The following is a 26,871-nucleotide window of genomic DNA, read 5'->3' as shown; positions in this document are numbered from 1 at the left end:
TCGCTACGACGCGGTCGCCGCCGCTGCCAGTGCCGCCAGTTTCACGTCCAGTTCGTTGGCGGCCTCGAGAAGCGGACGGTTGGGTTCGACGACCATCAACGACGATGGCACCACATAGGTGAGTGCGCTTCGGCCGCCTGCTTCTTCGGTGAGCAGCAGTTCAACCGGCGCAAAGAGGCCAGCGGTCACATCGTGACGGAGCATGGTTATCGCAATCAGGGGATTGCCGATCACCACGCGCAGCACCTGCCTGTCGATGCCGGCCTTGTTGATCCAGGCGCCATGGTCCCACTGCGCGAACAGCATGAAACCACTTGGGCCGACGTGTGATTGCACCTCGCGTTCATACGATTCCCAGGTCGGGAACTTCGCCCCGATATCGTCTATCGGCACCGGGGTCTCGCCGACCCGGGCGAGTAATGCGGCAACGAGTTCACTGAAACCCTTTGCGCTGTCGAATCGTAAACGTACACCGGAGAACGGGATCTCCTGCGGGTCAGACGTGGGCATGATCAGTCTCCAGATTCTGGTCGAGGGTCGCGGATTCCGTGCGCTCGTGCAGGTGAGCGGTCGGAGTGTGATCGATTCTGAGGCTCAGCAGTTCGGGGCGGCTGTAGTGCCCGCTGGCATCCATTTTGGATTTGCGTTGGTCGATCAGAGTGAAATCGAGATCGGCAATTACTTCACCTTCTCCGGAACGCAGTGGTTCACCGAGTAATTGGCCCAGTGGAGAGATGATGGCGGTGAACGAGCCCCCGGAGATGGGATCGATCGGCGATCTGGTATCCGCCGCGATCTTTTCCTGTTGTCCGGCATCCAGCCAGGCGGTCGCGTTGACGACGAAACTGCCCGACTCGAGGGCGTGATTGCGAACGCTGATCTCGGTCTGTTCGGCGAACAGGGGCCCGCCGAATGAGCCGGGGAACATCGCCGAGTGGATCTGCTCGCGGTCGGCGATCAGCGCGTAACGGGCCAGCGGGTTGTAATGCTCCCAACAGGCCAGCTGGCCGACGCGACCGACCGCACTGTCAACGACCCGCAGCCCGGAGCCGTCACCCTGACCCCAGATCATCCGTTCGTGGTAGGTCGGAGTGATCTTGCGGCGCCGCTGAATCAGGCTGCCGTCGGCATCGAACAGCAATTGTGTGTTGAACAGGCTGCCGCCGTCGCGCTCGTTCACGCCGATGGATACCACCATGCCGGCTGCTCGCGCGGCATCCGCGATGGCGTGGGTGGCCGCCGACGGTACGGTGACTGCCTGGTCGAGCAATGTGAGTTGCTGCGCGCCCATCTCGAAAGGTCGCTGCAGGAAAGAGAAATACGGGTAGTACGGCACCACTGTCTCGGGGAACGTCGCGAACTGCACCCCGCGATGTGCGAGTTCGGCGATCTTGCCGACGACCTTCTCGACGGTCCCGTCTCGGCTGTAGAGCACTGGACTGATTTGCACTGCTGCGGCTCTGACGACAGTCATATGTGCCAGCCTCCCGAATCGGTTATCGCGGCGATGGTTGGGAACCACCACCAGAAGCAAGCGCTGACCCCGCCCACTTATTCCTGAGTATTGGAAACTGTACTCAGCACGGTGCACAGTGCATCCAGCGTGCCCGCCCATGCACTGTCGGGAGGTGCGGCATAGCCGATGACGAGCGCGTCGTGCTCGGGCGCAGGCGAGTCGGCCCCGTGGTAACGGTAAACCGAGATTCCGTGGACGGTCAGGCTCCGGTGTGCCGCCGCCGCCACCACGGACCGCTCGGTGCCGCGAGGCAGTTCGAGGACGGCCTGTAGGCCGGCGGACATGCCGGTGACACGGACGTTCGGCGCACGCTGCGCCAAGGCTGCGATCAACTGGTCACGGCGGCGGCGGTAGCGCAGCCGCATGGCGCGCACATGACGGTCGTAGGCGCCCGCCGTGATGAATTCCGCGAGCGTCAACTGCTCCAGCGCGCTCGACCAGTCGGCGTGGCCTTTGGCTGCCACGACCTCAGGGACGAGATCGTTGGGCAGCACCATCCAGGCGAGTCGCAGTCCGGGTGCCAGCGACTTGCTGGCCGAACCGAAGTACACCACCCGCTCGGGATCGAGGCCCTGTAACGCGCCGACCGGCTGGCGGTCATATCGGAACTCCCCGTCGTAGTCGTCCTCGAGGATCAGCCCGCCGGTGGTTCGTGCCCAGTCGACGGTCGCCGCGCGCCGGTCCGCCCGCAACTCGATCCCGGTCGGGTACTGATGTGCCGGTGTCAACAACACTGCACCGACTCCCCGCATTCGTGCCAGATCATCGGTGCAGGCGCCGTGTTCGTCGACGTTGAGCGCAGGGGTACGTAGGCCGGCGTGGGTGAGTGTGTCGCGGTAGACCTCGAATCCGTAGGACTCCACGGCGACCGCCCGGACCCGTCGTGCCTTGAGCACCTGTGACACCAGTGTCAGGCCATGGTGAAAGCCTGCACAGATGACGACCCGTTGTGGCTCGACCTCCACGCCGCGGACGCGCGCCAGATAGCTCGCAAGCGCGGTACGCAATTCCAGGCGACCGGCAGCGTCGCCGTAGCCGAAGGCGTCGTACGGCGCCGTGTTCAGGGCACGCCGAGCCGCGGCGAGCCACTGGGTGCGAGGAAACTCCGCAAGGTTCGGCGACCCGGGCACCAGTCCGTATCTCGGACGCCGCGGAGGCGGTGCGGTGAGGGCACCGGCAGCGGGCTTGCGGGGCTCGGCTCGGCTCGCCACCCGGGTTCCCGAACCTTGTTGTGCGATGAGCCAGCCTTCGGCAATCAGTTCCGCATAGGAGTCGGCCACGGTGTTGCGGGCGATGCCGAGGTCTGTTGCCAGCGATCGGGACGACGGCAGCCGGGTTCCCGGTGCCAGCCGCCCGGTCCGCACAGCGTCGCGGAGGGCGTTCATGAGTCCCGCGCGCAGTCCTGGTCCTTCGACGTCCAGATGCAGGTCGATGCCGAGTTTGGCCGGGGCGTCAGCCGCCGAAGTGGCCCAGGGATTCGCCATAAAACTGGACCATACCTGTAGGCCATTGCGTCCGTAGCGTCAAAGTCACAAATCAACAGTTCGAATAGTGAAGGGACACTGTGATGCGAATTGGACGAATAACCCCTCTGGCGGTGCTGGCGCCGGTGCTGGCGGCCTCGGCGATCGCCGCCGCAGCGCCTGCCGTGGCTGCTCCCACGGGACCTCCGAGAGCCTGCGTCACGTCCGGCGCGGCGACCACCTGCCAGACACCGGGCAACGTGGAGATCATCAACTCCACGCCGGCCAGGAATTTCTATCCGTACGGACGCGCGCCCTATCTGCTCGGAGGCAATTGATCACAACGGCCGATACCGCCGGCGCCTGCGATCCGCCGATTGTCTAGGTTGGGGTGATGACCGCGAGGACAGCCAAGACCATGGGATTCGCCGCGATCGTTCTCACGGCGCTGGGTGCCGGTAGCGGGGTCCAGGCCCACGCAGACGATGGCAACCCGCTGCTGCCGCTCGTCGATGCCGCGGCGCAGCGCCTGCAAACAGCAGATCCCGTGGCAGCCTATAAGTTTCGAACGGGCGGGGCGATTGACGATCCCCCACGTGAACAGCAGGTGATCGACGCGGTCACCGCGGATGCCACGGCGAAGGGTGTCGATCCGGCATATGTCCGTGACGTGTTCCGCAACCAGATCGATGCGACGGTTTCCGTGGAACACAGCCGGTTCGCGCAGTGGAAGCTGGATCCGGCCGCTGTCCCGTCGACCACGCCTGACCTCGCAGCATCGCGGACCACGATCGACGGACTGAATCACACGATGGTGAACGAGATCGCCGACCAGTGGTCGACCCTGCATTCGCCGGCGTGTCCGGCCGAACTCACCGACGCCGTGGACACGGTGGTCCGCGAACGGAATGCCGACCCGGCTGCCCTCGGGTACGCGACCCACGCGTACTGCCGTTGAGCGCGATGGATATTCGGGCGATGCGCATTGGAGATCCGCCATGAGAATCTGCGTTTTTCTGTCCGCTGCCGACCTCGACGAGCGGTACACGCGGCCGGCCCGGGAGTTCGCCGAACTCATCGGTAAGGGTGGGCACACCCTGGTGTGGGGAGGGTCCGATACCGGATTGATGAAGATCGTCGCTGATGGCGTGCGGGAGGCCGGCGGGCAGCTTGTCGGGATATCGGTCACGTTCCTACGTTCGGTGGCCAGGAAAGACGCCGATGAGATGGTAATCGCCGAAGATCTCGCTGAACGAAAGGCATTGATGCTGGCGCGGTCGGATGCGGTGGTCGTGATGGTCGGCGGCTTGGGCACGTTGGACGAGGCAACCGACATCCTCGAGCTGCGCAAGCACGGCCTGCATGACAAACCGATCGTGCTGCTGAACACCGCCGGCTTCTACGACGGATTGGTGCTTCAGCTCCGACGGATGGCCGACGACGGATTCCTGCCGGTGGGACTGGATGAGCTCGTCTACGTCGCCGACGAAGGGGCCGACGCGCTGGCCTACCTGGCTCAGTTTCGCTGAAACCCGATGCGAGCCAGGAGCTTACCCATCATGCCGACAGGTCGACCGCCGGGCGATCGACGGCTGGCATAGGGCCACGGTTGATGACGCTCGGGGACCGAAAACGCGCGGACCTGCTTGAGCTGCGTACGCAGATACTGGCGCAGGTCGTGCAAACCGGGATCAGTCCAGCGGTTTTCGGCCTCGATGGGATCGGCCGTGAGATCGTAGAGTTCCCACTGGTCATCGAGCGGATCGGTGCGGTAGCCCTCGCCGCCGAAGCCGCTGGTCGCCAGCTGGCGCACACCCGGCTCGGTCCAGGTGCCGGGATCGTCGAAGGTCCGCACCAGCTTCCACAGATGCCCGCCGCCACCGGAAGCTTCCTCGACCCGTACCACCAAACCTTCGAAGTTCGCAGCGACGTGTGCGGGGACGCGGATACGCAGCGGTGCAGGGGGATTCACCGTCCGGCCCAGCATTCGTGCCGTCGCCGACGCGCCGGTGTCGCCTTCGAGCACGTTGTCGCGGGTCATCAGGTAGATCGGCCGGTCCTCATCGGGTTCAGCTCCGTCGACCACGGGCATCAGGTCGCGCCCGGGTAGCGGATGCACCTCGGTGAACTCGGCGGTCAGCTGCGCGGCCACTGCGTCGACGTCGATTCCGGCCGCCCCGAGCAGCGTCGGCACCAGGTCGATGTGCGAGGTGGGCGCCGAGACCGTGCACGCTGCGGTGGCGTCGTCGCCGATCCGGGTGATGACGAAGGGCACCCGGGTGGCCTCGTCGTAGAGGTTGAACCATTTCTGGTGTAACCCGCCATGCGCACCGAGTAGCTCGCCGTGGTCGGAAGTGCGTACCAGCACGGCATTTTCGGATCCGCCCTCAGTGACGGCCCGGCGGACGCGGTCCAGCGGGCCGTCGACCTCGGCGTGCAGCCGGTAGTACAGGTCACGGTATTCCTGTGCCTTGCGCTTGTAGGTGCGTTCGATCGCCGGAGCGGGGCCGTACCCGGAGAAGTAGGCCTTGCGGTAGGCGCTCTGCGCGGCCGGCTTGGCGCTGAGGTCTTCCTCGGCCGTCGGTGCGGCCGGCACGTGCGGCGGCTCCAACGCGGCTGACGGGGATAGTGGGTTGCGCCGTGCCCAGGCCGGAAACAGCACGATGTCATGCGGATTGACGAAGCTCGCCACCAAGAGGAATGGCCGCATGGCTCCGGCGTCACCTGCCCGGCGGCGTGCGTACCGGTCTTCCAGCCAGGCCACGATCCGGTCGGCAAATAGCGGGTCACGCCGAAAGCCGCTGTTGGACGTGGCCGCACCGTGCGGCTCGGGGCCGACCCAGCCGGAAAAGCCGTAGGGGCCCAGCGGGTCGGCGTCCAAATACGCCTGCACCGCTGCCGGATCGATGACTCCGTCATCGTCATTGGTGGCCATCGGCTGTCCGGTCGCCGGATCGGTGAGATCGGCGTGCGAGATGTGCCATTTACCGTCGTAATGTGTGTCATATCCTGCTGCGCGGAACCAGTTGCCCAGTGTCGGCACCTCGCCACTGCGCAGCCATCGCAGCCGGGAATCGTCGTAGCGCTTGCCGATCCCGTCGGTCTGGGTCACGCCGTGCAGATCCGGATACTGGCCGGTGAACATGGTCGGGCGGCTGGGCACACAGGCCAGCGAACCCGTGTAATGCCTGGCGAAACTGACGCCATGCTCATCGAACCAGCGTCGGCCGCCCAGTGCGCCCCGGCGCCAGGTGCGCACATCATCGGATTCGTAGGGCGGAATCGCGCGTTCTTCGTCGGTCATCAGGATGACGATGTCCGGGCTTTGTTCAGTCACGCTCGCGCTCCACTGCGCGGATGGGATGTGCCACGTTCTCATCCAACACGAATACCGGGGGTGCTGCCGCTGGTTCCGATACCAGCCGGTGCCGTTAAGGCAGAATTGCCAGATGTCGATTCCGCCGCAGCGTCCCGGCCAACCGGGCCGGCGCCGTCCCGTGCCGCCGCCTGACCCGGAAACCCGACGGTTGCCACGTCCCACCCGTCACGAACCGCCGACCGAGCAGTTCCGCGCGCGACACCAGCCCGCTGACGCGGCCACCGAGAAGATTGCGCGACCCCGCCCGCCCGCAGGCAATCCACCCGGAGGCGGTGGCCGGACACCGCCCGCCGCGCCGCCGCCCGCCGCGCCGTCACCGTCGGTCCGATCTCGCCGCCGCCCGTTGTCGATCCTGCTCATCGGGATCATCGTGCTCGCGCTGGTGGCCGCCGGGCTCGCCGGGGCGGAGCTCTATGCGCGACACCGGGCGGGGACCATCCTCGCCGACGTCACCCAGTGCGTCGTCCAGGACGGGGCCACGATTTCCTTCGGGGTGAGCCCACCGTTCCTGTGGCAGCACATCACCGGCCACTACACCAACATCTCCGTGCAGACGGCGGGGAACCAGGTCCAGGAAGCCGAGGGGATGACCGCCGATGTCACCCTGACCGACATCCGGTTGCAGAGTTCGGGGGACTCCAAGGGCACGATCGGATCTCTGGACGCGACGTTGGCCTGGACGTCGGCAGGTATCAAGGACACCGTGGCGGCCAACCTTCCCGGCGTCGGCAGCCTGGTCAGCGGTGTGCGGACCGACGCCGCCGCGGGCACCATCGTGCTGGAGGCCGTCGGAGACACCAGCGTGACGGCTGCACCCGAAGTCACCGACGGCAATCTAGGCCTGCGCGTGCTCGATGTCACCGGCCCGTTCGCGAAGGACACCGTGTAGACCGCACTGAACGAACTCACCACCAAACTCAACGACAACTACCCGCTGGGCATTCATGCCGACAGTGTCGCGGTGACCGACACCGGCGTCGTCGGGAAGTTCTCCAGCCAGAACGCGTCGATTCCCAACGACGAAGCCGATCCCTGTTTCGCGCAGCTGTAGCGCGGCCCTGGTCAGGGGTGGCGAAGCGAGGTCAGCAGCGCGTTGAGTCCGTATTCGAAGACGGCGTCGTAGTCGGTCGGTGACTGCAGCGCTTCGACGAGCGCCTGGTCGGGCCAGTCGGAGGTCCACAATGATGGATCCTCCTCGCGATGCGCCGAATCGCGTACGGCCGAGAACTGCATCACCGCAGAGGAAATCACGTGCACCTGTACCGCCCGCAACATGAGCGCGGCGTCGGTTCCGGTGACACCCAGTTCGGCCAGTTGTGCCGCCAGTGTCTGCTGGATGGGCAGGAACAGTGCCGGTGTCCGGTCGCGCTCGTGGGCGATGGCGAGCAGATGCTGGCGTTCGATCAACAGTCGTCGCTGGGAGCGGACCAGGCAGGCGATCCGGTCCACGGGACAGTCGCCGAGTACGGGCAGGTCGGCCATTTCACCGAGCAGGCGCTCGATCAGACCGTCGAAGAGTGTGTCCCGCCCACCGACGTGCCAGTAGATCGAGGTGACGGCCACCCCGAGCTGTTCGGCGAGCCCGCGCATGGTGAACGCTTCGACCCCGTTGCGTTCGATGAGTCGAGCCGCGGTATCGAGGATGCTCTCGGCGTCAACGGTTTTCGATACCGAGGTGGGGGCAGCCGGGGCGCGGCGAGTCACGGTCACGCCCCCTTTCGCGCGTGCGTCAAAACGCGGCACGTCGCTTCTGTAACGGTGTTACATTGCACACCGTAGCGGCCGGTAGGTGGACGAGGGAGTGAATCGTGTTCGATCTGTTGATCACGGGCGGCACCGTAGTCGATGGAACGGGGGCCGACAGGTTCCCTGCCGACGTGGCGGTCAGGAACGGCAAGATCGTCGAGGTCAAGCGGCGGGGGCCCGGTGACGCGCCGCTGGACGGGGCGGCCGCCGAGACGATCGATGCGACGGGAAAGATCGTCGCACCGGGCTTCGTCGACATCCACACCCACTACGACGGGCAGGTCAGCTGGGATGACCTGCTGGAACCGTCAAGCAATCACGGTGTCACCACGGTGGTGGCCGGCAACTGCGGCGTGGGTTTCGCGCCGGTGCGCCCGGGCCAGGAGCAGTGGCTGATCGAGCTGATGGAGGGTGTCGAGGATATTCCGGGAACCGCGCTCTCCGAAGGCATTACCTGGGGCTGGGAAAGCTACGCGGATTACCTCGATGTGATCGGCAAGCGCAACCTCGCCGTCGACATGGGGAGTCAGATCGCGCACGGAACGGTGCGGGCATATGCGATGGGGGAGCGTGGCGCCCGCAACGAACCCGCCACACCGGAGGACATCGCTGAGATGAGTCGACTCGTGCAGGAGGCGATCGAGGCAGGCGCGCTTGGCTTCTCGTCGTCGCGCACCCTCGCCCACCGTGCCATGGACGGCGAACCGGTGCCCGGCACGTTCGCGGCAGAGGATGAGCTGTTTGCGCTGGGGCGGGCCACTGCCGCCGGCGGGGGTGCGGTGTTCGAGCTCGCGCCGCAGGGCGCGGCGGGGGAGGACATCGTCGCGCCGCGCAAGGAGCTGGAGTGGATGCGCCGGTTGGGAGCCGAGATCGACTGCGCGCTGAGCTTCGCGCTCATCCAGGTCGACGCCGACCCGAACTTGTGGCGCGAGCAACTGGACCTCTCGGCTGCGGCACACCAGGCGGGCAGTCGGCTGCACCCGCAGGTGGCGGCCCGTCCGTTCGGGATGTTGTTGGGATTCCCTGGCCACCATGCGTTTACCCACCGCCCCACCTATCGCCGGCTCAAGGCCGCGGGCAGCCGGGGCGAACTCGCGGCCCGGCTCGCCGAACCCGCTGTGCGGGCGGCCATCCTGTCCGAGGAAGATCTGCCCATCGATCCGAATGTGCTCTTCGACGGCATGTTCGCGCTTGCCCAGTATTCCGCCGACCGGCTGTACTCGCTGGGCGAACCGCCGGACTACGAGCCCACTGCCGAGAAGACCGTTGCCGCGATCGCCCGCGACCGTGGCGAGGACGTCTTGGCCACCATGTACGACCTCATGCTGGAGGCAGACGCCGGTGCGATGCTCATGCTGCCCATGTTCAACTACGCCGACGGCAACCACGATGCGATCCGCGAGATGATGACGCACCCTGCCGGTGTGCTGGGACTGTCCGACGGCGGCGCACATTGCAGCATGATCTGTGACGCCTCCTATCCCACGTTCCTGCTGACACACTGGGCACGCGACCGCCACCGGGGCGAGAAGCTGCCCCTGGAGTATGTGATTCGCAAGCAGTCCCACGACACCGCGGAACTGTTCGGGCTCGCCGATCGGGGAGTGATCGCCGTCGGGAAGAAGGCCGACCTCAATGTGATCGATCTGGACGCACTCACCTTGCACGCGCCTCGGATGGCCTACGACCTGCCTGCCGGCGGTCATCGGCTTGTCCAGGGCGCCTCGGGCTACGTCGCCACAATCGTCAGCGGTGTCGTCACCCGCCGTGACGGTGTGGACACCGGCGCCCGGCCCGGCCAATTGGTGCGCGGTGGGCGCTGACCCGCCGGTTACCGCGCGTCGCCGCGCGACTGCGCCAGGATCGCACCCCCCAACCAGCGTCTGATGAAGCGGCGCAAGTCATCTCGGCTGCGGCTCGGCGCGTTGGGGGCGACGAAGAACGACAGCATCGTCCGCAGCGTGAACTCCACGAGTTCATGCTGAGCCGACTCGTCGTATCCGTACTTGTCCCAGTCGACGTCGAAGCGTTTGAGCATTCGCATGCCGATCGCCTGCGCCTCGTCCGATGCGAGGTTGCCTGAGTTCGCCGCCACATACGGCTCGGACAGCAGGATGCCGAGATGCGGCGTGCGGGCGACCTCCTCCAGGGAGTAGAGCACACCCTCGGCCATCGCCTCCGCTGGATCGGAGATGCCGCGGACGGCGACGGTGAGCCGGTCGAGAAAGCCGTCCACTGACGCGATCGCGGCCGCGTGCATGAGTGCCTCCGCCGTCGGAAAGTAGCGGTACACCGTCTGGCGGATCACGCCAAGCGATGCCGCGACGTCGGCGACGCTGACGTCGCGGCCGGTCTCTGCGATCAACTGCACCGCCGCGGCCACGATGCGCTCGGAGGCCTCCTCATCGGTCGCGGGCGGGCTCCCGTCCCACCCGCGCCTACGCGCCACGCTCTGAATCCTCGGCCACCGGCATGTCTGCAGGATATCGCCCCCGTCGTTGACGTTCGGCGTCACATGCGGTAATCATACATTCGTTGCAAGCTGTGTATGATTACTTGAGTTCGAACGAGGTGGCCTCGATGACAGACCTGATAGTGCGCAAGATGCGGTTCGCGTTCGCAGACCATCACGTGCCGTTTCTGTGGAACCAGGACAATCCCGCGTTCTCCAGCATGGCCAATGCGGTGTCTTTCCTGGCGATCGCCTTCGAGAAGATGATCGGCCAGATGATCCCCGAAGCCATGCCGTTCATCGCCGATCCCGAGATCGCCGAGGAGGCACAGGCATTCGTGCGGCAGGAGGGCCAGCATTCCATGGCCCATCGTCAGCACGCGAAGGGGCTCATCAAGAGTTATCCGGCGCTCAAGGAAACCCTCGACGAGGTGCTCGCGGCGTTCGACGATCTCACCGCGAACACGCCGCTGAAGTACCGGCTGGCCTATACCGCCGACCTCGAGGCCACGTTCACCCCGGTGTTCAAGCTGATGCTCGACCACGACGACACCTTGTTCGCACCCGGCGATGACCGGGTTGCCTCACTGTTCCTGTGGCACTTCGTCGAAGAGGTCGAGCACCGCAGTTCGGCATTGATCATCTACGACGCGGTGGTCGACGACCCGTGGTACCGCATGCGAGTGGCACCGTCGATCTTCAAACATGTGTGGGGCGTGCTCCGGATAGCCTGCGAGGGCTTCAACAAACACGTGCCGGTGGAGGAGCGCAAGATCGACGCGTTGTCGATGTTCGGCATGCAGGCCCGCAAAAAGGCGCTGATGCAAAGACTTCCATTCTTCAACACTCCGAACGACGGTCCTTTCGCGAACGCGTTCGCCCACCTGCCGGTGCGTGAGCAGCTCACGGCCATGGCAGGTGTTGTGCGCAGCCAGATTCCGGGTCACGATCCCACCCACGAGAAGCTGCCGGTGCTGGCCGATGAGTGGTTCAATCGTTACGACGCCGGCTACGACGTGACGCAGTGGTACACGGCAGGGAACGCGGCCGAAACGAAGACGGGCACGGCCCATGTCTGACCTGTGCTCACCGACATTCGCTGATCTTGCCGGGCGGCTGGGCTTTTCGTGTGACACCGCCGGTGGCCTTGCAGAGTTCCGTAACCCCTTCGGCCTGGAGAACTGGACGCTGCCGGTCCTGGAGATCACCGTGATCGTGGGCGCGGTGCTGGCCCTGGTGTACGCCATCGTGCGACTGCGCCGTCACCATGACCCCACCAACCTCGTGCTGTGGTTCGGCGCCATCGCGTATCTGCTGATCATCGAGCCGCCGCTGTATTTCCCGGGACCGTTCGGGATCAGCGAGTACGTCGACACGATGTTCGCCCACAACGTGTTCACCGTCGACTTCCTGTGGGGCCGCCTACCGCTCTACATCGTCGCGATCTACCCGATGATGGCCACGGTGGCATTTGAGATCGTCCGGATGCTCGGCGTCTTCCGCCGCTACGGTGCGCTCGTCGGGGCGGTGTGCGTCGGATTCGTCCATCACGCCTTCTACGAGATCTTCGATCACCTGGGACCACAGCTGCGGTGGTGGGAGTGGACACTGGATCACCCGATGAATCAGCCGTTCTTCGACTCGGTGCCGTTGCCGAGCGTCGTGGTGTTCGCCGCGCTGTGGCCGATGTCGCTGGCATTCTGTGTCCAGTTTTTCGTCGGTCGGCACGTGGACGGGGGCGCCACGTTCACCGGTCTGCAGGTGGTGTGGCGGACCATTGTCGTCGGCGTGCTGGCGTCGATCGGAACCGCGGTGCTCCCCATGCCTGCCACGATCGGCGCGTCGATCTCCGGCAGCACCACGGTGGGCGGAGTGATCTACGCCGCGGAACTCGTTGTGCTCACGGTGGTGGCGATACCGGTGCTGCTGCGGCAGTGGTCGGCCATGCGCGGCGACAGCGCCGGGACAGCCGAGGCCTATGTGAACCCGATGATCCTGCGCTACGCAGCGTGCTACCTCGCGGTCATGACGGTCCTGTGGGTGAGCGCCCTGCCGGCCTACTTCAGCGCCGTCGGCGGCGTGACACCGGGCGGCGACCCGACCGGAAGCCTTTGGTACACCATGGTGTGTCTGGTGATCGCGTGCCTGTCCGTCGCCGCGGCGGCCACCGCCACCACCCGTCGCTCACCGGACCGCGGCGCCCTTGCGGTGGAGTCGACCTAGAGACTGTCGATGATCGCGTTCTTCAGCGCCTCGGAGTCGGTGCCGAAGACCGCTTGGACATTGTTGCCGACTTCGATGACGCCCGCGGCGCCCAGGCTCTTCAGCCGGGCCTGATCGACCTTGCTCTTGTCGGCGACCTCCATACGCAGGCGCGTGATGCACGCATCGACGCGCACGAGGTTGTCCCGGCCGCCGAACGCGGAGATGACCTGTTCGGCCTTGCTGTCGCTGCGGGCGGGTGCGGTGATCGTGGTGGTCGCGCCGCTACTGGCCGAGACGGCGGTGGCGGAGTCGGCGCCTTCCCCGAGGTTCGCCCGCTCTTCGGCCTCGAACACGGCTTCCGGCTCGCGCCCCGGGGTACGCATGTTCCACTTCGTGATCGCGAACCGGAACAGCAGATAGTAGACGGCGAAGAACACCACACCCATACCGATGAGCAACGGAATGTTCTTGGCCGCCGGCGCGGTGCCGTACAGCAACAGGTCGATCAGACCGGCCGAGAACGAGAAGCCAAGGTGGATATCGAGCAGGTACGCGATCGCCAGGGAGAGCCCGGTCAACACCGCGTGAATCACGTACAGCGGGAACGCGACGAACATGAAGGCGAACTCCAGCGGTTCGGTCACGCCGGTGAGGAACGCCGTGAGAGCCGCCGCCGACAGGATGCCGACCGCCACCTTGCGCTGCTTCTTGTTCGCCACGTGGATCATCGCCAGTGCGGCCGCGGGCAACCCGAACATCAGGACCGGATAGAAGCCTGAGGTGAGGATGCCCGCGGTGGGGTCGCCGGCAGCGAACCGGGTCAGTTCACCGGTGGCCACGGTGCCGTCGGGGCTCTGATAGTCGCCGTAGAGGAACCACACATACGAGTTCGGGATGTGGTGCAGGCCCAGCGGAATCAGCATTCGGTTGGCGAACCCGTACACGAACGCACCGAGTGCCCCCGCCCCGCCGATGAACTTGCCGAGGCTGGTCAGGCCCGCATCGAAGAGCGGATAGAAATAGCTCATGGCGAAGCCGATGAACAGGCAGGCCAACGACACCACGATGGGGACAAACCGTCTGCCGCCGAAGAATCCGAGATAGGACGGCAGTTGGATGGTGTGGTAACGGTCGAACAGCCAGGCGGTCACGAGCCCGACCACGATTCCGGCGAACACGCTGTAGTTGATCTGCGCCTGCTCGCCTGCCTTGTCCAGCTCGCCGGCCAGGACGATCGGCGACATGGTCTTGAACACCGCGTCCACCACCAGATAGCCCACCACCGCGGCCAGTGCGGTGGAACCGTCGGCTTTACGCGCGAATCCGATGGCGACACCGACCGCGAACAGCAAAGGAAGGTTGGCGAAGACAGCGTCGCCGGCAGCGCTCATCGCCTTGAAGAACGGACCGATGACCGGTGCTTCGATCCTGCCCAACAGGTCCGGTTGCCCCAGCCGAAGCAGGATCCCCGCCGCCGGGAGCACCGCGATCGGCAACATGAGGCTCTTGCCCAACCGCTGCAACTGCCCGAAGCCCGGTATGCGCACCCCTGACTTGGTCTGTACCCCTTGTGGTTTGGCGGTATCACTCATGCCAGGTTGTCCTCCTTCGCCGCGCACGACGACCGTAGAAGCTGTGGGCGAAGCTTAAACGAGAACCGGTGAACCGGAGACCGACTTGCGGCACGCTCGTATTGTTTGGTGCATGAGCAAGACATCTGTCCTCGCCCCGGTCGAGGGCCGTGCCATCGGGCTTCAGAACGTCCCCGACCCCGTGTTCTCCCAGGGCATGGTGGGTTACGGCGCCGCCGTCGACCCCCCGCGTGCGGTGATCGACGCCCTCGCCCCGGTCAGCGGGAAGTTGTTGAAGCTGATGCCGCACGCCTACATCATCATGACCCCGGACAATGTGGGCGTGTTGGTTCACCTGGGCCTGGACACCGTGGCGCTGAACGGGGAGGGGTTCACCACCCACGTCAGCCAGGGCGCCGACGTCACCGCCGGCCAGATCATCATCACCTACGATGTTCCGGTGATCGAAGCCAAGGGACTCAATCCCATTGTCCCGGTTGTCGTTATGGACGAACGGGAATCCAGCAATGTCATCGCGTCCGAAGCCGTCCTCGAGGGCGCGATGATCGCCTCGGGGGCAGCCCTGTTCATCGCCAACAAATAGTCCGATGGAAGTTGTCATCCAGCAGGGTCCCGCGGAGATCGCCAGAATTGCCGCCGACGCCATCGGTGCCCTGCTCGAAGCCAAACCGACCGCAGTGCTCGGGCTTGCCACCGGGTCCTCGCCGGTGGCCGTCTATGACGAACTCGCGGCGCGCTGCAATGCCGGGTCGATCTCCTTCCGGCAGGCCCGTGGGTTCACCCTCGACGAGTACGTCGGCCTGCCCGCGGACCATCCCGAGCGGTACCGCAACGTCATCGACACCGCGTTCGTGTCCAGGGTCGATTTCGCCGACGGCGCGGTCCAGGGACCTGACGGTCTGGCAGCCGACATCCCGGCCGCCTGCGCGGCATATGAGGACGCGATCCGCGATGCCGGCGGAATCGACCTGCAGATCCTCGGAATCGGCGCCGATGGTCACATCGCATTCAATGAGCCGGGATCCTCCCTGGCCTCCCGGACCCGCATCAAGACGCTGACCATGCAGACGCGCACCGATAATGCGCGCTTTTTCGGCGGCGACGTCGAACAGGTGCCCACGCACTGCCTCACCCAGGGACTGGCGACGATCATGGGCGCCCGGCACGTGATCCTCGCGGCGCTCGGCAGCGGCAAGGCCGAAGCCGTCCACCACCTCGTCGAGGGTGCGGTGAGTGCGATGTGGCCTGCGACCATCCTGCAGCACCATCCGCACGTCACGGTGTTGCTAGACGATGCGGCCGCGGGCCGCCTGCAGCTCGTCGACTACTACCGCGAGACCTACCGCGGCAAACCGCACTGGCAGGGCATCTAAGTGCTGTTGACCGCAGGAACGGTGCTGACGGGACGAGAGTTGTTGCGACCCGGATGGATTGAGATCGCGGGGGAGACGGTGACCGCCGTCGGGGCGGGTCTTCCCGCGACGGTGGCCGACTGCGACCTGGGCGCCGCGACGGTGGTACCGGGATTCGTCGACACCCACCTGCACGGTGGCGCAGGGGCGAACTTCTCCACCGCGACCCAGGCCGAGACCGCCACCGCCGTCGCGCTGCACCGCAGGCACGGCACCACCACGCTCGTGGCTTCCCTGGTCACCGCGGGTCCGGACGAATTACTGTGCCAGGTCACGAGTTTGGCGGCCGACGTCAGGGCGGGGCTGATCGACGGGATCCATCTGGAAGGCCCCTGGCTGTCGGCGAAACGGTGCGGGGCACATGAGCCGTCGTTGATGCGTGACCCGGACGCAGCCGAGATCGACCGCGTACTCGAGACGGGCGCAGGAGCCCTCCGCATGGTCACCATCGCGCCCGAACGTGACGGCGCCCTCGCGGCGATCGCACAGTTCGTCGATGCCGGCGTGGTGGTCGCGGTGGGACACACCGAGGCCACCTATGAGCAGACGCGCGCCGCGATCGCGGCGGGCGCCACGGTGGCAACACACCTGTTCAACGCGATGCGCCCGATCGACCGCCGCGAACCCGGGCCTGCCATTGCACTGCTCGAAGACGACCGGGTGACCGTCGAACTCATCACCGACGGCGTGCACCTCGACCCCGCCATCTACCGGCACGTCACGCGCAGCGCCGGAGAAGACCGGGTGTCACTGATCACCGACGCAATGGCCGCGACCGGGATGGACGACGGGATCTACCACCTCGGGCCGCTGCCGATCGAGGTCGTTTCCGGGGTGGCGCGGGTCGGAGGGACCGACACCATCGCCGGAAGCACGGCGACCATGGATGAGGTGTTCCGTTTCGCCGTCACCCACAGTGGCCTGCCCCGTGACGACGCGCTGATGGCGGCCGTGCGGCAATCCTCGGTCAACCCGGCACGAGCCCTGGGCCTCCCGTGCCAGGGACTTGCGCCGGGCGCCGCCGCGGACCTCGTGGTGCTGGACTCCGAGTTGGCTGTGACCGGCGTGCTGCGACGCGGGGCGTGGGTCAGGTGACCGGGTCTTCGCTGCTGCGTCGGGAACCGATGAACTCCAGTAAGCGGGGATCGGCCGAGGTGAAGCGGTCCACTTCCTCGCCGCCGTCGCAGCGCAACAGTGCGACGGTGAGGCCCTGGTGGGTGCGTGCAAGCACCTGCCAGTGAGCCCCGGAATCTTCCCAGCGCTGCAGATCGGCCACTCGATCGACCTCCATCCGTCTACCTTTGCACGCCACGGCCACGATGCCGCACGTGCGGGGTGGCCCGGGCGCACGAGAAGCCGGACCCGCTCGTGGAGGAAGGTAAACCTACCCTCACTGACTGCGGTAGGCTCGGCGGTCGATGACCGATATCGACGAGGCGCCGGCACCTGTGCTTCCGCGCCAGCTGACTGACATCTCCGAGGCTGTGCGGGCGGTGGCGGCGCCGCCGACCCCGGTCCTGGCCGAGCCGTACCACGTCCGTGTGGTCGATGCGGATGCCGATGCCGAGATGGTGTCGGAATGGATGAACCGCCAGCATCTGGTGGAGGCCTGGGAGTACGACTGGCCGCCGGACCGCTGGCGCCGCTATCTGCGAGCCCAGCTCGACGGGCAGTACTCGCGACCGTTCGTCGTCAGCTTCCGCGGGAAAGATGTCGGGTACATCGAGCTCTACCGGGCCGCCAAAGACTCGATCGCGCCCCGCTATGCCGCCGATCCGGGCGATATCGGCATGCACGCCGCGATCGCCGATGTGCGTTTCGTCAACCGCGGGATCGCCCCAATCTTGTTGCCCCGCATCGTGGCGAGCGTGTTCGAGCTCGAGCCGGGCTGCCGGCGCATCATGTTCGACCCGGATCACCGCAACGGTGGGGCGCGGCGGCTGTGCGAATGGGCCGGGTGCACCTTCCTGGGCGAGCACGACATGGCCAACCGACGGATGGCGTTGTACGCGCTTCCCCGTACGCCGGAGGACGCGCCGCGCTGACGGGCTGTCACCGAGTGTGAAGCCTCTGCGAGATCTCAGCCGATTTCTCGCAGAGGCTTCACAATGGCGGAGGTCAACTGCTCAGGCTTGGCCGAATTCCGCGTAGCCGTCGTAGTCGGGTTTCATCGCCGCGGCGACCAGCTCCCAGAGCACTTCGTCGGTTCCGCCGCCGACGCGGGCCAACTTCATATCCTGCCACCACTTGCCCAGCGGTGTTTCGTCGACCAGGTAGCCCGAGCCGCCGAAGATGTGCATGCATTCCGAGAGCACCTCTTCGCCCAGGCGGGCGGCGGTGACCTTGATGGCGGCTGCGGCACGCAGGTCCAGTTTGCCGCCCGCGGCGATCCCGGCCAGGCCGTAGCGCAGGAGATCCACCCGTGCCTGCAGGTCGGCGATGCGCAGGCGCAGGGCCTGGTGTTCGTAGAGGGTATGGCCGAACTGCCGGCGTTTCATCATGCGGGCCAACGTGATTCCGAGAGCTCGCTGTGTCCAGGCGGCCACCTGGCCGGCAATCGACATCCGCTCATGGGCCAGTCCCCAGGAGATCGCCGCCAACCCGGTGCCCGCACGCGCGACCAGCGCATCGGCCGGAACCCAGGTGTCGATGTGAACCGCAGCGGTGTCCAGCGGGCCCGCGCCCACCTTGCGGTAGGGCGTCTGGACTTCGACCTGTGTGGTCGGGACAGCGATCACGACGACGTTGCCGTGCCTGCTGGTCGGGTCGTGATCGACATTGCGTGCCACCACCATGATGTGGTCGGCGATCGGCGAGAGCGATACGAACTTCTTGATGCCCTTGACTTCGAAACCGTCGCGGGCGGTGCGTACCTCGGTCTCCACGATCTGGAGGTCCGAACCGCCGGACTCCTCAGAGGCGGCGATACAGAGCACGGCCTCACCACGCACGGCCTGTTCGCAGATCGTCCGCAGGTGGTCCGACTTTCCGAAGCGACGCAGGATCGCGATGGCCGAGTCGTGCAGGCTCACCCCGACACCGATCCCCGCGGACCCGGTGCGGCCCAGTGCGAACGCCAGCTCGTTCAGTTTGGCGACATCGGGCTGCTGACCATCGCCCCATTTCTCGGTGAAGACACCGGAGCGTCCGAGGTGCTCGATGAGCTGACGCGGGAAGCGTTCGGTCTCTTCGGCTTCGGCTGTCCACGCCTTCACCTCATCGTTGAATACCGTGTCGATCAGATCGCGGTACTCCTCAATGGTGGTACCCGCGGTAACTGAGGTTGTCATCCTTTCACTGCCTCCAGATGCCGTTTGACTTCCAGTCGGCGCAGCTTGCCCGAGGACGTGCGTGGCAGGGAGCCCGGCGGTAGGAACACCACATCGGAGGGCACCACACCGCATTCGGAGGCCACGCGCTGCACCACCTCGCTGCGGGCGTCGGATTCATCGACCCCGCGGAACTCTGCCGCGATCACGAGCCCTGGCCGAACGGCCTGCTCGTTGGTGCCGACGGCCACCACCGCGCCTTCGCGGACCCCGTCGACCTTCGCGGCCACCGTCTCGATCTCGGTGGGGAAGATGTTGCGGCCGGCCACGGTGATCAGTTCCTTGGCCCGCCCGCAAACCACCAGGGCGTCGTCGACGAAGTAGCCGAGATCACCGGTGGGAAACCACGTCTCGGGCAGGTGCGGGTCTTCGCCGAGGTAGCCCGACATCATCGAGGTGCCGCGGATCTCGATCTCGCCCACCTCGCGGTCGGTCACCCCCGCGTTGTCGTCGCTGGGGCGCAACCGCATCTCCATGCCGGGGATGGCCGTACCGAGCACAGCCTGTTGGCGGATGATGGCACCGGTCTCCGTCTGGACCTTGATCTCGTCGATCTGCAGCCCGGTCCCGGGCACGGGAATCGTGACCGCGCACGATGATTCGGCGAGTCCGTACGAGGGGGAGAGGCCGCCGGGGTCGAATCCGAATCGGGTCATCTCGCTGCCGAACCGTGCTGTCCCTTCGCAGTCGACCGGTTCACCCCCGTTGAGCGCGAATCGCAGCGCCGACAGGTCGAGATCGGCGAGCCTGCGGGAGTGCTTGCCGATCATGCCGTAGGCCATATTGGGTGCCGCCGTCAGCGTGGCGCGGCTGGTGGTGAGCCAGCTGAGCCAACTGAACGGCGAAGCGGCGAATGCCGGTGTCGGGGCCTGCCACACCTCGATGCCGTTGACCGCGGCGGTGAGCAGGAAGGTCAACCCCATGTCGTGGTACAGCGGCAGCCACGAGCACCCGATATCACTGTGGTTCAGGCTGATTCGTCTGCCGAGTCCACGCAGGTTGGCCAGCGCGGCGTCCGGCGATATCTGCGCGGTGCGCGGTGTTCCGGTCGATCCGGCGGTGCCCTGCAGGATCGCCACGGCGCCGTGGCCCGAACCCAGGTTCAGGGTGGACGAACGTTGGTCGTGGGCGACGACGCTGTCGTCATGAATGGTCAGCGGGCCGTCGACCGCTCGGAGCTGCTCCAGGTGGCTGCCGTGGCTGAACACGGTGCGCACCCCGATGCTGCTGAAACGGTTCAAGGTCGAGTCGGCCCACTGGGTGGCGTCGGCTCCACGCACGGGCCCGGGAAGAATCGACACCGCGGCACCGGCCAACTGAGTGCCGACGAGTGCTGCGACGAACTCCACGGTGGGCTCACCGACCAATCCGACGGCGCGCGCGTCATCCTGGCCGATCTGTTCAGCGGCGTTCTCGGCGCGCGCATACACCTGGGCCCATGGATGGCGGGACCAGGTGCGGCTGTCGGTGTCGAACAGGACGAGGTCGGCGCTGCTCGTGGTCAGGGACTCAGCCAGTGCCGTGCTCAGTGCGTTCATTGGTTGCTCTGCGCCGCGGGCACTTTCGCCAGGATCGCCGCTTCGAGGTCGCCGACGGTGTCACAGCTCAGCAGGTCCTCTTCCGACAGGGCGACCCCGAGCTTGTCTTCGATGGCCACCATGCCGACCGCGAACGCCACCGAGTCCAGGCCGACGTCGTCGACAAGTCGGGATTCCCTGGTCACGCGGCGGATGTCGACATTCATGTCGTCGCGCAGGATCTCGGTGAGGGCGGTGCTGACCGCTTCGGGGGTAGTCGACTGCATGGGGTGGGACGGTACACCGGGTAGTTAAGGTAGGCTAGGCTTACCCACTGGGTGTGAGGTCAGTAACTGTGCCGCGCGAGAATCATGCTGCCGCGCCGGACACCGGCATCGATCGTGGTCGCCGCCGGGACCAGTTCCGCGCTGATCAGGCCGTGTCGGGCAGTCAGCTCGTCCACGATGTCGAAGGTGGCCGCGATCCTGGCCGGGGTGTCCACCACCACTGTCATCACCGGAACCTGTCGGCCGAGCTGAAACAGCGTGTCCCCGTGGGGTTGTCCCCGGTCGCTGTAGCCCCATACACCGCGCAGCACGGTTGCCCCGGCAGCGGTACCGGACTGCAGCAACCGCCGGACGATCGCCCGGTGGATCGGCACGCCATCATGCAGCGCGGCCTCGGGCGTATGGATCATCAGCTTCTGCCACAGCGGCCGCCCCTGATCATCGGTGGCAGGCAGTGCCGCCGGCCGGGCAAGCAGTTCACCGCCGCGCTTGCACAACTGCGCCCGTTCGACGGTGAGCAGTGGCTGATCCAGGATCTCGTGCAGTTCGTGCAGCGCCGCGCCGAGCTGATCACCCGTCCCGATGGCCACGATCATGACGGGCACATCGGCGTTGCGGCTGAAGAAGCCCGCCCGCCGGCGTTGACCATGTGCCGTCCCGTCGACGCCGAGGAACACGGTGGCCCCGGCAAAGCCGTGCCGGTGCAGTACCGCGCAGACCGCGCGGTACGCCGGGGCCCCGGCCACCCGGTGCTGACGGCCCACATAGACGGTCAGCTTGGCGGCCTCGGGTATTGCCGGCATGCGCGAGTCCCTGATCAGCTGCGCGCGCTCGAGGGTGATCAGCCCACGAGCGGTCAACGCGACAGTCTGCTCGGCCAACGCCGCGATCTTCTCGGCGGCGTCGACCGCCGCGACCGCCACCGGGGGATCTTCCGACATGGTCAGGGTCTCGTCGCTGCGGAGCTCGTGATGCGGACCGAAACTGGCGATCCCGCGCAGCATCACACTGGTGGCGACGCCGTTACTGCCGTAGAGGTCCAGCAGGGTGTCGGCCACGAAGCGGTGTTCGTGGCGCATCCGCTCACCGAAGTAGGCGGTGAGTTTGAGGTAATCGGTGTCGGTCACAGCTGCGCTCCCAACCGCATCCCGATCCAGGCCGCGACCAGCCCCAGCGCGACGCTGACGACGATGTTGGCCACCGCAGGCCAGACGCGGCGTTCTTCGCCGAGTCGCTGGGTTTCCAGCATCCAGGTGGAGAAGGTGGTGTAAGACCCGACGAACGCCGTGCCCACCAACAGCGCGATGTGCGGGGACAGGGCCAGCCCGCCGAGGAAGCCGAGCAACAGGGCCCCGCTGAGATTGACCACCAGCGTGCCGAACGGGAATCCGCGCGTGTGTCGCGCGGACACGGCCCGGTCCACCAGGAACCGGGATACCGCCCCGGCACCGCCGAGGAGCACCACCCCGGCCCACACCAGCGTGGTCATGTCCGCACCCGCACCCGGCGCACCAGCGCGGTGGCCACCGCGACCGCGATCAACCCGCAGCCGATGCTGGCCACGGTGTAGCCGGCGGCCAGCCCCCAGTGTCCGTGTTCGAGCATCCTGATGGTCTCCACCTGCATCGTGGAAAACGTTGTCAGCCCGCCGCAGAGCCCGGTGCCCAGCAGAGGACGCCGGTAACTCGACACCGGCAGCCGTTCGAGCAGCCGGGTGGTGAAGTAGCCCAACAGGAACGCGCCCACGACGTTGACCGCGAACGTGGGCCAGGGCCACCGGCCCGGATCGGGCACGGCCAGTGTGGCGAGCCCGGCGCGCGCCACGGTGCCCAACGCGCCTCCGACGAACACTGCGGCGAGTTCGCGGCCGTCGTGACGCATCATGATCCAAAGTATGTCGGTCTGCCGTCGGACGGTTAAGGTCGGCTCACCATGACGGTCGGCGACAACTCCACGGTGCGGATATCCGTGTTGGGTCCGATCCGGGTGTGGGTCGCGGGCGACCCGGTGGAACTGGGCGGTCGCAGGCAACGATCAGTACTGGCGCGGCTTGCAATCGCCCACGGCCAGGTGGTCTCGGTCGACCGGCTCATCGACGATCTCTGGGAGGGCGAACCGCCGCCGAAGGCGCTGGCGTCGCTGCAGGCCTACATCTCCCATCTGCGCCGAATGCTCGAACCAGATCGCGCGCCACGCACGGTCGCACGCATCATCGTCAGCGCCGCACCGGGATATTGCCTTGGGCTGCCTGCCGACGCCGTCGACGCGTGGCACTTCGAGTCCAAGGTTGCTGTGGCAGAAGACAAAAGCGACCCCGCCGAGCGTGCGCAGACGTTGGAGGAGGCGCTTGCGAGCTGGTCAGGTGCGCCCTATGCGGAGGTGGTCGACACCTTGTGGGCGGCACCGGAAGTGGCGCGGTTGACCGAATTGCGGCTGGCCACCGTCGAGTCTCACGCGCAGGCGATGTCCATGCTCGGCCGCGACGCCACGGTGGTGCGGGCCCTGGAGCGCCATGTCCGGGACCACCCGGGCCGGGAGTCCGCCGCCGGGTTGCTGGCGGCCGCGCTGTATCGGACGGGTCGTCAGACCGCGGCCCTGGACGTGCTGCGTCGCACCCGCGAGCACCTGGTCGATGAACTCGGACTCGAACCGGCCCGTCCGCTGCGCGACCTGGAACGCGACATTCTGCGGCAGGCCGAGCATCTCGACCCGATTCCGTTGGTGGAAAAGCCGATTCCGCAACCGGACACCGGGCAGGCACCGGCACGGCCGCGGGGCAGGGCCGCCGAACTGGCCGTGATCGGTCAGGCGGCGGCGGCCGTTGAACGCGACGGCAGCCGCGTGCTGTGGGTATGCGGTGAGGCGGGCGTGGGCAAAACCACCCTCGTCGACGTGGCCGCGGAACGGTTGTCCACGACCGGCTGGGCGGTGGCTTCCGGTCGCTGCCCCGAGGTGGCCGGGGCACCGCCGGGATGGGCGTGGACCGAGGTGATCCGCGAATTCACGGCATCATCGGAGGTCGAGCCGTCCGCGGCGCTCGGCGCGCTACTGCACGACGGCAGCCCCACCCGCACCAGGGGCGGTGGAACATTCTGGTTGGCCCATGCCCTCGCCGAACTGCTCAGCGAGGTGGCGACCCGCAGGCCACTGGCCATCGTGCTCGACGACCTGCACCGCACCGACGGCCTCACCCTGGAGCTCCTGCGGCTCGCGGCGGACCGGCTGACGGGTGACCCGGTACTGCTGATCGGCACCTACCGGCCATCGGAGTCGGGCCCCGAGCTCGAGACCGCCCGGGCCGCGCTGGCCAACCGGGCCGCCGCCCACCTCAACCTGACGGGTCTCGATGAGGCGGCGACGGCAGAGCTGGCCGCGGATTACGGCCTGTCGATGGTGGCCGGTGAAACGCTGCGACTACTGCGCGAGCGCACCGGCGGCAATCCGCTGTTCGTCCGGGAACTGGCCCGGCTGATGGTAGCCGAGGGAGCAGAGGCCGCCAAAGTCGGTGTGCCGGCGGGGGTTCGCGATGTGCTGCGCAGGCGGCTTGCCCGGCTGCCCGGCCCGACCGCCAGCGCGCTGCGGCAGGCGGCGGTGCTCGGTCGCGACGTAGACCTCGACCTGCTCGGCGAGCTGGCGAGCGGCAACTCCGAGGAGCTGCTCGACGCGCTCGAACCCGCGGTGCTGGCCGGGCTTCTCGACGAGCCGTCTCCAGGCCGGGCCCGGTTTGCCCACGCCCTGGTCCGCGACACGATCTACGACGACATGTCGATCCTGCGTCGCTCCCGCCTACACGCCGCGGCTTTGGAACTGCTGCGCCGGCCCGACAGCGTGGCCGACGCGACGTCGCTGGCCTACCATGCGGTTTCAGCCGCCACCCCCGATACTGCGGTCGCTGCAGCCGAATTCGCGATCACCGCCGCACGCGAGGCCGACACGGTCGGGGCACCGGCCGAATCGGCGCGGCAATGGCGGGCGGCTGTTCGGATGTTCGACCTTGCCGGGACGCGTTCGGCGAGCCCCCCGCAACCGGACACCGGTGAACACAGTGTGCCTGCGCGATGCGGACTGATCTCTGCCCTGGCCCGCGCCGGCGACGTCGCCTCGGCCCGCGACGAACTGCGCCGGACGTTGACCGTGGTGGCCGGCGACGACGCATTGACGGTCAGGGTGCTCACCGCGTGGGACGCCCCCCTCGTATGGCGGCTGCGCACCACCGACGCTGCCGATCCACATGTCGTGGCGCCGCTTCGTCGCGTGTTGGGCCGCGATCACCCCGACTCGGTGCGGGCCCGGCTGCTGTTGGCCTTGTTCGCCGAGCTCGAGGGTGCCGACACTCCAGCGGCCCTGACAGCGAGTTCGGCGGGGCTCGACTGTGCACGCGCGATTTACGCCGAGGATCCCGACGGCAGCGGACGGCTGCTGTGCGCAGCGCTCAACGCCCGCGCCTATGCCGCACTGGGACCGGACATTGCCGCCGAACGGGACACCATGGCCGAGGAGCTGCTCGCCGTGGCCGAAAGGTGCGGCGCCGTCGACTATCAGGCAGTCGCGCACTGGTTGCTGTTCCTGTCACACGCGAGCCGCTCGGATCTGGCGACCGCACTCGGACACGTCGATCTCGCGGTGGCGCGGGCGGGTACCGGCCAGCTCGGCTACCTGCTGGGTGTACTCGATGTGTTCGAGGCGCAGCTGACGGTGCTGGCCGGCCGACCGGACGACGGGGAACGCCGCTATGCAGCGGCGGCGGCCGCGCTGTCCGAACACGGCGCGCCCAATGGCGCGTTGATGGCGCTGGTCGGGCGGATCACCGCGGCCCTGTTCCGCAACGACCTCGGGCCGCTGGCCGACGAGCTGCTCGTTGTTCACCACACGGTGTCGGTGTCGGTTGCCGATGTGGTGGTGCTGGCATTGCTGGCAGCAGGCAGGACCGGCGAGGCGCAGCGGATCTGGGCAGAGCAAGCCGGACGGGCGCCCGTCGAACGGGTCTACTACTGGCTCGCCATGACGACGCTGCGCGCGCACGCGGCAGTGGGGATCGGTGACGAGGCGGTCGCGCGGGCAGCGTTCGACGAGTTACGGCCCTACTCGGGCCGGATGGCGGGCCTCGACAATGGGACCCTGCTCGCCGGACCGGTGGACGAGGCCTTGGCGGCCGTCGCCGACATGAGCGGCGACGTCGAACAGGCGCAGCGCTACCGCGCCGAGGCGGCCGCGCTGCGCCGGCGCCTCGCGGCCGATGCCGCCCGGCTGCTCAGCCGAACACCCGACGGTCGAATCGCCGGTGGCGCATCGACAACAGCTTGATCAGTCCGATCAACACCGGACTGACGTTCTCCGACAGTCTGATCCGCTCGTTGTCGGTCATCACGGCCAGAGTCCGCGGGCCGTCGAACGACATCCGCCCGGCGCGTTGGGCGGCCTTCTCGACCGCGGCCCAATCGTCGGCCGCCACGTACCGGCGGATCACCGGGAAGATCTCACGTTCCTCGTCGGCGATGTGTTCGTGCAGCAGCGTGTGCAGGTGAGCCAGTCCCGCAGCCAACGGCGCCGCCGATTCAGCGTTGCCGAAGTTCAGCCGAAACCCTGCGGAGAGTTCCCGCAATCGGTCAAGTTCCGGGTCGAGTGCTGCATGGTCTTCGGTCAACTCCGTCAAGTCGACAGAGTTGCTCGTGACGGATTCGATGACCGGCCACAGCACCTGGTCCTCGGTCGTGTGGTGGTGGTGAATCGAATCGCACAGCAACGCCACGTACCGCGCGACGGCGCGCGCCTGGTTGGGCGCGCATGTTCTGCGTCCGTCGGCAAATGCCGTGGTCAGGGCCGCGACACGGCCCACGTCGGTCACCATGGCGCGGTGCGCAAGGGTGATTCCGGTCAGGTCGGGTTCGGCATCGCCGGGGTTGCGGGCAGTGGTGCGGGCGAGTCGGGTCGGTTGCATCGGAGTATCCACGGCACTCACGGTGCCGGTCGGCA

At 67.0% G+C, this 26,871-nt stretch carries 27 protein-coding genes; 12 read left to right on the top strand and 15 right to left on the bottom strand.

Annotation, left to right across the window (positions count from 1 at the left end):
- Window positions 1–3 precede the first annotated feature (3 nt).
- From M1247_RS17125 to pdxR, 3 genes are all read right to left on the bottom strand, one after another.
- Window positions 4–510: a DUF302 domain-containing protein gene (locus tag M1247_RS17125; RefSeq protein ID WP_317157562.1), complete on the bottom strand. Its 507-nt coding sequence runs from the start codon at window positions 508–510 to the stop codon at window positions 4–6.
- Window positions 497–1,474: a nitrilase-related carbon-nitrogen hydrolase gene (locus M1247_RS17120; protein ID WP_317157561.1), complete on the bottom strand. Its 978-nt coding sequence runs from the start codon at window positions 1,472–1,474 to the stop codon at window positions 497–499. The genes M1247_RS17125 and M1247_RS17120 overlap by 14 nt, the downstream gene beginning before the upstream one ends.
- A 77-nt stretch (window positions 1,475–1,551) precedes the next feature.
- A complete protein-coding gene (gene pdxR, locus M1247_RS17115) occupies window positions 1,552–3,000 on the bottom strand; it encodes a MocR-like pyridoxine biosynthesis transcription factor PdxR (protein WP_317157560.1) in 1,449 nt (482 codons plus the stop codon).
- An 83-nt stretch (window positions 3,001–3,083) separates the two neighbouring features.
- Here pdxR and M1247_RS17110 point away from each other — a divergent pair, with 83 nt between their 5' ends.
- Genes M1247_RS17110 through M1247_RS17100 form a run of 3 tightly spaced genes read left to right on the top strand, consistent with a single transcriptional unit; the run spans window position 3,084 to window position 4,508 of the window.
- On the top strand, window positions 3,084–3,317 hold the full coding sequence (locus M1247_RS17110) for a hypothetical protein (protein ID WP_317157559.1): 234 nt from the start codon (window positions 3,084–3,086) through the stop codon (window positions 3,315–3,317).
- A gap of 56 nt (window positions 3,318–3,373) precedes the next feature.
- On the top strand, window positions 3,374–3,937 hold the full coding sequence (locus tag M1247_RS17105) for a chorismate mutase (RefSeq protein ID WP_410506889.1): 564 nt from the start codon (window positions 3,374–3,376) through the stop codon (window positions 3,935–3,937).
- A gap of 40 nt (window positions 3,938–3,977) precedes the next feature.
- Window positions 3,978–4,508 carry an LOG family protein gene (locus M1247_RS17100; RefSeq protein WP_317157558.1) on the top strand — a complete coding sequence of 177 codons (531 nt, stop codon included), beginning with the start codon at window positions 3,978–3,980 and terminating at the stop codon, window positions 4,506–4,508.
- Here the strand turns inward: M1247_RS17100 and M1247_RS17095 are convergent.
- Window positions 4,496–6,283 carry a sulfatase-like hydrolase/transferase gene (locus tag M1247_RS17095; protein WP_317157884.1) on the bottom strand — a complete coding sequence of 596 codons (1,788 nt, stop codon included), beginning with the start codon at window positions 6,281–6,283 and terminating at the stop codon, window positions 4,496–4,498. The two genes, M1247_RS17100 and M1247_RS17095, sit on opposite strands and share 13 nt — an antisense overlap.
- A gap of 145 nt (window positions 6,284–6,428) precedes the next feature.
- On the opposite strand from M1247_RS17095, the gene M1247_RS17090 reads away from it, so the two are divergent.
- Window positions 6,429–7,247 (top strand): LmeA family phospholipid-binding protein, encoded by an 819-nt coding sequence (locus tag M1247_RS17090; protein ID WP_317157557.1) that lies wholly within the window; start codon window positions 6,429–6,431, stop codon window positions 7,245–7,247.
- Between the two features lie 173 nt (window positions 7,248–7,420).
- Here M1247_RS17090 and M1247_RS17085 read toward each other — a convergent pair whose 3' ends face one another.
- Window positions 7,421–8,068, bottom strand: coding sequence for a TetR/AcrR family transcriptional regulator (locus M1247_RS17085; protein ID WP_317157556.1), 648 nt, complete (start codon window positions 8,066–8,068; stop codon window positions 7,421–7,423).
- A 98-nt stretch (window positions 8,069–8,166) separates the two neighbouring features.
- Here M1247_RS17085 and M1247_RS17080 point away from each other — a divergent pair, with 98 nt between their 5' ends.
- On the top strand, window positions 8,167–9,927 hold the full coding sequence (locus tag M1247_RS17080) for an N-acyl-D-amino-acid deacylase family protein (protein ID WP_317157555.1): 1,761 nt from the start codon (window positions 8,167–8,169) through the stop codon (window positions 9,925–9,927).
- Between the two features lie 8 nt (window positions 9,928–9,935).
- Here M1247_RS17080 and M1247_RS17075 read toward each other — a convergent pair whose 3' ends face one another.
- Window positions 9,936–10,553: a TetR/AcrR family transcriptional regulator gene (locus M1247_RS17075; protein WP_317157554.1), complete on the bottom strand. Its 618-nt coding sequence runs from the start codon at window positions 10,551–10,553 to the stop codon at window positions 9,936–9,938.
- Window positions 10,554–10,684: 131 nt separating this feature from the next.
- On the opposite strand from M1247_RS17075, the gene M1247_RS17070 reads away from it, so the two are divergent.
- Complete coding sequence (locus tag M1247_RS17070) at window positions 10,685–11,635, top strand: metal-dependent hydrolase (RefSeq protein ID WP_317157553.1); 951 nt, start codon at window positions 10,685–10,687, stop codon at window positions 11,633–11,635.
- Complete coding sequence (locus M1247_RS17065) at window positions 11,628–12,779, top strand: hypothetical protein (protein WP_317157552.1); 1,152 nt, start codon at window positions 11,628–11,630, stop codon at window positions 12,777–12,779. Before M1247_RS17070 ends, M1247_RS17065 begins: the two co-directional genes overlap by 8 nt.
- On the opposite strand, the gene M1247_RS17060 is transcribed toward M1247_RS17065, so the two are convergent.
- Window positions 12,776–14,353 (bottom strand): PTS transporter subunit EIIC, encoded by a 1,578-nt coding sequence (locus tag M1247_RS17060; protein WP_317157551.1) that lies wholly within the window; start codon window positions 14,351–14,353, stop codon window positions 12,776–12,778. The genes M1247_RS17065 and M1247_RS17060 overlap by 4 nt on opposite strands.
- Before the next feature lie 112 nt (window positions 14,354–14,465).
- On the opposite strand from M1247_RS17060, the gene M1247_RS17055 reads away from it, so the two are divergent.
- From M1247_RS17055 to nagA, 3 genes are read left to right on the top strand one after another with little or no spacing between them, the layout of a single operon-like run.
- A complete protein-coding gene (locus M1247_RS17055; protein ID WP_317157550.1) occupies window positions 14,466–14,936 on the top strand; it encodes a PTS sugar transporter subunit IIA in 471 nt (156 codons plus the stop codon).
- A gap of 4 nt (window positions 14,937–14,940) precedes the next feature.
- Window positions 14,941–15,726, top strand: coding sequence for a glucosamine-6-phosphate deaminase (gene nagB / locus M1247_RS17050; protein ID WP_317157549.1), 786 nt, complete (start codon window positions 14,941–14,943; stop codon window positions 15,724–15,726).
- Entirely contained in the window at window positions 15,727–16,860 is a 1,134-nt protein-coding gene (gene nagA / locus M1247_RS17045) for an N-acetylglucosamine-6-phosphate deacetylase (protein WP_317157548.1), read from the top strand.
- Here the strand turns inward: nagA and M1247_RS17040 are convergent.
- Complete coding sequence (locus M1247_RS17040; RefSeq protein ID WP_317157547.1) at window positions 16,853–17,056, bottom strand: hypothetical protein; 204 nt, start codon at window positions 17,054–17,056, stop codon at window positions 16,853–16,855. The two genes, nagA and M1247_RS17040, sit on opposite strands and share 8 nt — an antisense overlap.
- A 127-nt stretch (window positions 17,057–17,183) precedes the next feature.
- On the opposite strand from M1247_RS17040, the gene M1247_RS17035 reads away from it, so the two are divergent.
- Window positions 17,184–17,810 carry a GNAT family N-acetyltransferase gene (locus tag M1247_RS17035; RefSeq protein ID WP_317157546.1) on the top strand — a complete coding sequence of 209 codons (627 nt, stop codon included), beginning with the start codon at window positions 17,184–17,186 and terminating at the stop codon, window positions 17,808–17,810.
- A gap of 81 nt (window positions 17,811–17,891) precedes the next feature.
- Here M1247_RS17035 and mbtN read toward each other — a convergent pair whose 3' ends face one another.
- Genes mbtN through crcB (M1247_RS17005) form a run of 6 tightly spaced genes read right to left on the bottom strand, consistent with a single transcriptional unit; the run spans window position 17,892 to window position 22,782 of the window.
- The gene (gene mbtN / locus M1247_RS17030; protein ID WP_317157545.1) at window positions 17,892–19,055 is read right to left on the bottom strand and encodes a mycobactin biosynthesis acyl-ACP dehydrogenase MbtN; all 1,164 of its coding nucleotides are present in this window, start codon (window positions 19,053–19,055) and stop codon (window positions 17,892–17,894) included.
- Window positions 19,052–20,623: a long-chain-fatty acid--ACP ligase MbtM gene (gene mbtM / locus M1247_RS17025; RefSeq protein ID WP_317157883.1), complete on the bottom strand. Its 1,572-nt coding sequence runs from the start codon at window positions 20,621–20,623 to the stop codon at window positions 19,052–19,054. The genes mbtN and mbtM overlap by 4 nt, the downstream gene beginning before the upstream one ends.
- 5 nt (window positions 20,624–20,628) lie before the next feature.
- Complete coding sequence (locus M1247_RS17020; protein ID WP_317157544.1) at window positions 20,629–20,898, bottom strand: mycobactin biosynthesis acyl carrier protein MbtL; 270 nt, start codon at window positions 20,896–20,898, stop codon at window positions 20,629–20,631.
- A gap of 59 nt (window positions 20,899–20,957) precedes the next feature.
- Window positions 20,958–22,025, bottom strand: coding sequence for a DUF190 domain-containing protein (locus M1247_RS17015; protein WP_317157543.1), 1,068 nt, complete (start codon window positions 22,023–22,025; stop codon window positions 20,958–20,960).
- On the bottom strand, window positions 22,022–22,387 hold the full coding sequence (gene crcB, locus M1247_RS17010; RefSeq protein WP_317157542.1) for a fluoride efflux transporter CrcB: 366 nt from the start codon (window positions 22,385–22,387) through the stop codon (window positions 22,022–22,024). Before crcB (M1247_RS17010) ends, M1247_RS17015 begins: the two co-directional genes overlap by 4 nt.
- A complete protein-coding gene (gene crcB / locus M1247_RS17005) occupies window positions 22,384–22,782 on the bottom strand; it encodes a fluoride efflux transporter CrcB (RefSeq protein WP_317157541.1) in 399 nt (132 codons plus the stop codon). Before crcB (M1247_RS17005) ends, crcB (M1247_RS17010) begins: the two co-directional genes overlap by 4 nt.
- Before the next feature lie 48 nt (window positions 22,783–22,830).
- On the opposite strand from crcB (M1247_RS17005), the gene M1247_RS17000 reads away from it, so the two are divergent.
- A complete protein-coding gene (locus tag M1247_RS17000; RefSeq protein WP_317157540.1) occupies window positions 22,831–26,202 on the top strand; it encodes an ATP-binding protein in 3,372 nt (1,123 codons plus the stop codon).
- On the opposite strand, the gene M1247_RS16995 is transcribed toward M1247_RS17000, so the two are convergent.
- A complete protein-coding gene (locus M1247_RS16995; protein ID WP_317157539.1) occupies window positions 26,150–26,848 on the bottom strand; it encodes a hemerythrin domain-containing protein in 699 nt (232 codons plus the stop codon). The genes M1247_RS17000 and M1247_RS16995 overlap by 53 nt on opposite strands.
- Window positions 26,849–26,871 lie beyond the last annotated feature (23 nt).

The organism is Mycobacterium appelbergii (assembly GCF_032883035.1).
Classification (GTDB): Bacteria; Actinomycetota; Actinomycetes; order Mycobacteriales; family Mycobacteriaceae; genus Mycobacterium; species Mycobacterium appelbergii.
Note: the sequence above shows the minus strand (reverse complement) of the source record. Positions and strands in the feature narration are given on the sequence as shown.

What these genes read in the sequence shown, in the direction of transcription:
- M1247_RS17125 (WP_317157562.1), bottom strand. Translation starts at nt 510, where the DNA reads ATGCCCACGTCTGACCCGCAGGAGATCCCGTTCTCCGGTGTACGTTTA.
- M1247_RS17120 (WP_317157561.1), bottom strand. Translation starts at nt 1,474, where the DNA reads ATGACTGTCGTCAGAGCCGCAGCAGTGCAAATCAGTCCAGTGCTCTAC.
- pdxR (WP_317157560.1), bottom strand. Translation starts at nt 3,000, where the DNA reads ATGGCGAATCCCTGGGCCACTTCGGCGGCTGACGCCCCGGCCAAACTC.
- M1247_RS17110 (WP_317157559.1), top strand. Translation starts at nt 3,084, where the DNA reads ATGCGAATTGGACGAATAACCCCTCTGGCGGTGCTGGCGCCGGTGCTG.
- M1247_RS17105 (WP_410506889.1), top strand. Translation starts at nt 3,374, where the DNA reads ATGACCGCGAGGACAGCCAAGACCATGGGATTCGCCGCGATCGTTCTC.
- M1247_RS17100 (WP_317157558.1), top strand. Translation starts at nt 3,978, where the DNA reads ATGAGAATCTGCGTTTTTCTGTCCGCTGCCGACCTCGACGAGCGGTAC.
- M1247_RS17095 (WP_317157884.1), bottom strand. Translation starts at nt 6,283, where the DNA reads ATGACCGACGAAGAACGCGCGATTCCGCCCTACGAATCCGATGATGTG.
- M1247_RS17090 (WP_317157557.1), top strand. Translation starts at nt 6,429, where the DNA reads ATGTCGATTCCGCCGCAGCGTCCCGGCCAACCGGGCCGGCGCCGTCCC.
- M1247_RS17070 (WP_317157553.1), top strand. Translation starts at nt 10,685, where the DNA reads ATGACAGACCTGATAGTGCGCAAGATGCGGTTCGCGTTCGCAGACCAT.
- M1247_RS17065 (WP_317157552.1), top strand. Translation starts at nt 11,628, where the DNA reads ATGTCTGACCTGTGCTCACCGACATTCGCTGATCTTGCCGGGCGGCTG.
- M1247_RS17060 (WP_317157551.1), bottom strand. Translation starts at nt 14,353, where the DNA reads ATGAGTGATACCGCCAAACCACAAGGGGTACAGACCAAGTCAGGGGTG.
- M1247_RS17055 (WP_317157550.1), top strand. Translation starts at nt 14,466, where the DNA reads ATGAGCAAGACATCTGTCCTCGCCCCGGTCGAGGGCCGTGCCATCGGG.
- nagB (WP_317157549.1), top strand. Translation starts at nt 14,941, where the DNA reads ATGGAAGTTGTCATCCAGCAGGGTCCCGCGGAGATCGCCAGAATTGCC.
- M1247_RS17040 (WP_317157547.1), bottom strand. Translation starts at nt 17,056, where the DNA reads ATGGAGGTCGATCGAGTGGCCGATCTGCAGCGCTGGGAAGATTCCGGG.
- M1247_RS17035 (WP_317157546.1), top strand. Translation starts at nt 17,184, where the DNA reads ATGACCGATATCGACGAGGCGCCGGCACCTGTGCTTCCGCGCCAGCTG.
- mbtN (WP_317157545.1), bottom strand. Translation starts at nt 19,055, where the DNA reads ATGACAACCTCAGTTACCGCGGGTACCACCATTGAGGAGTACCGCGAT.
- M1247_RS17020 (WP_317157544.1), bottom strand. Translation starts at nt 20,898, where the DNA reads ATGCAGTCGACTACCCCCGAAGCGGTCAGCACCGCCCTCACCGAGATC.
- crcB (WP_317157542.1), bottom strand. Translation starts at nt 22,387, where the DNA reads ATGACCACGCTGGTGTGGGCCGGGGTGGTGCTCCTCGGCGGTGCCGGG.
- crcB (WP_317157541.1), bottom strand. Translation starts at nt 22,782, where the DNA reads ATGATGCGTCACGACGGCCGCGAACTCGCCGCAGTGTTCGTCGGAGGC.
- M1247_RS17000 (WP_317157540.1), top strand. Translation starts at nt 22,831, where the DNA reads ATGACGGTCGGCGACAACTCCACGGTGCGGATATCCGTGTTGGGTCCG.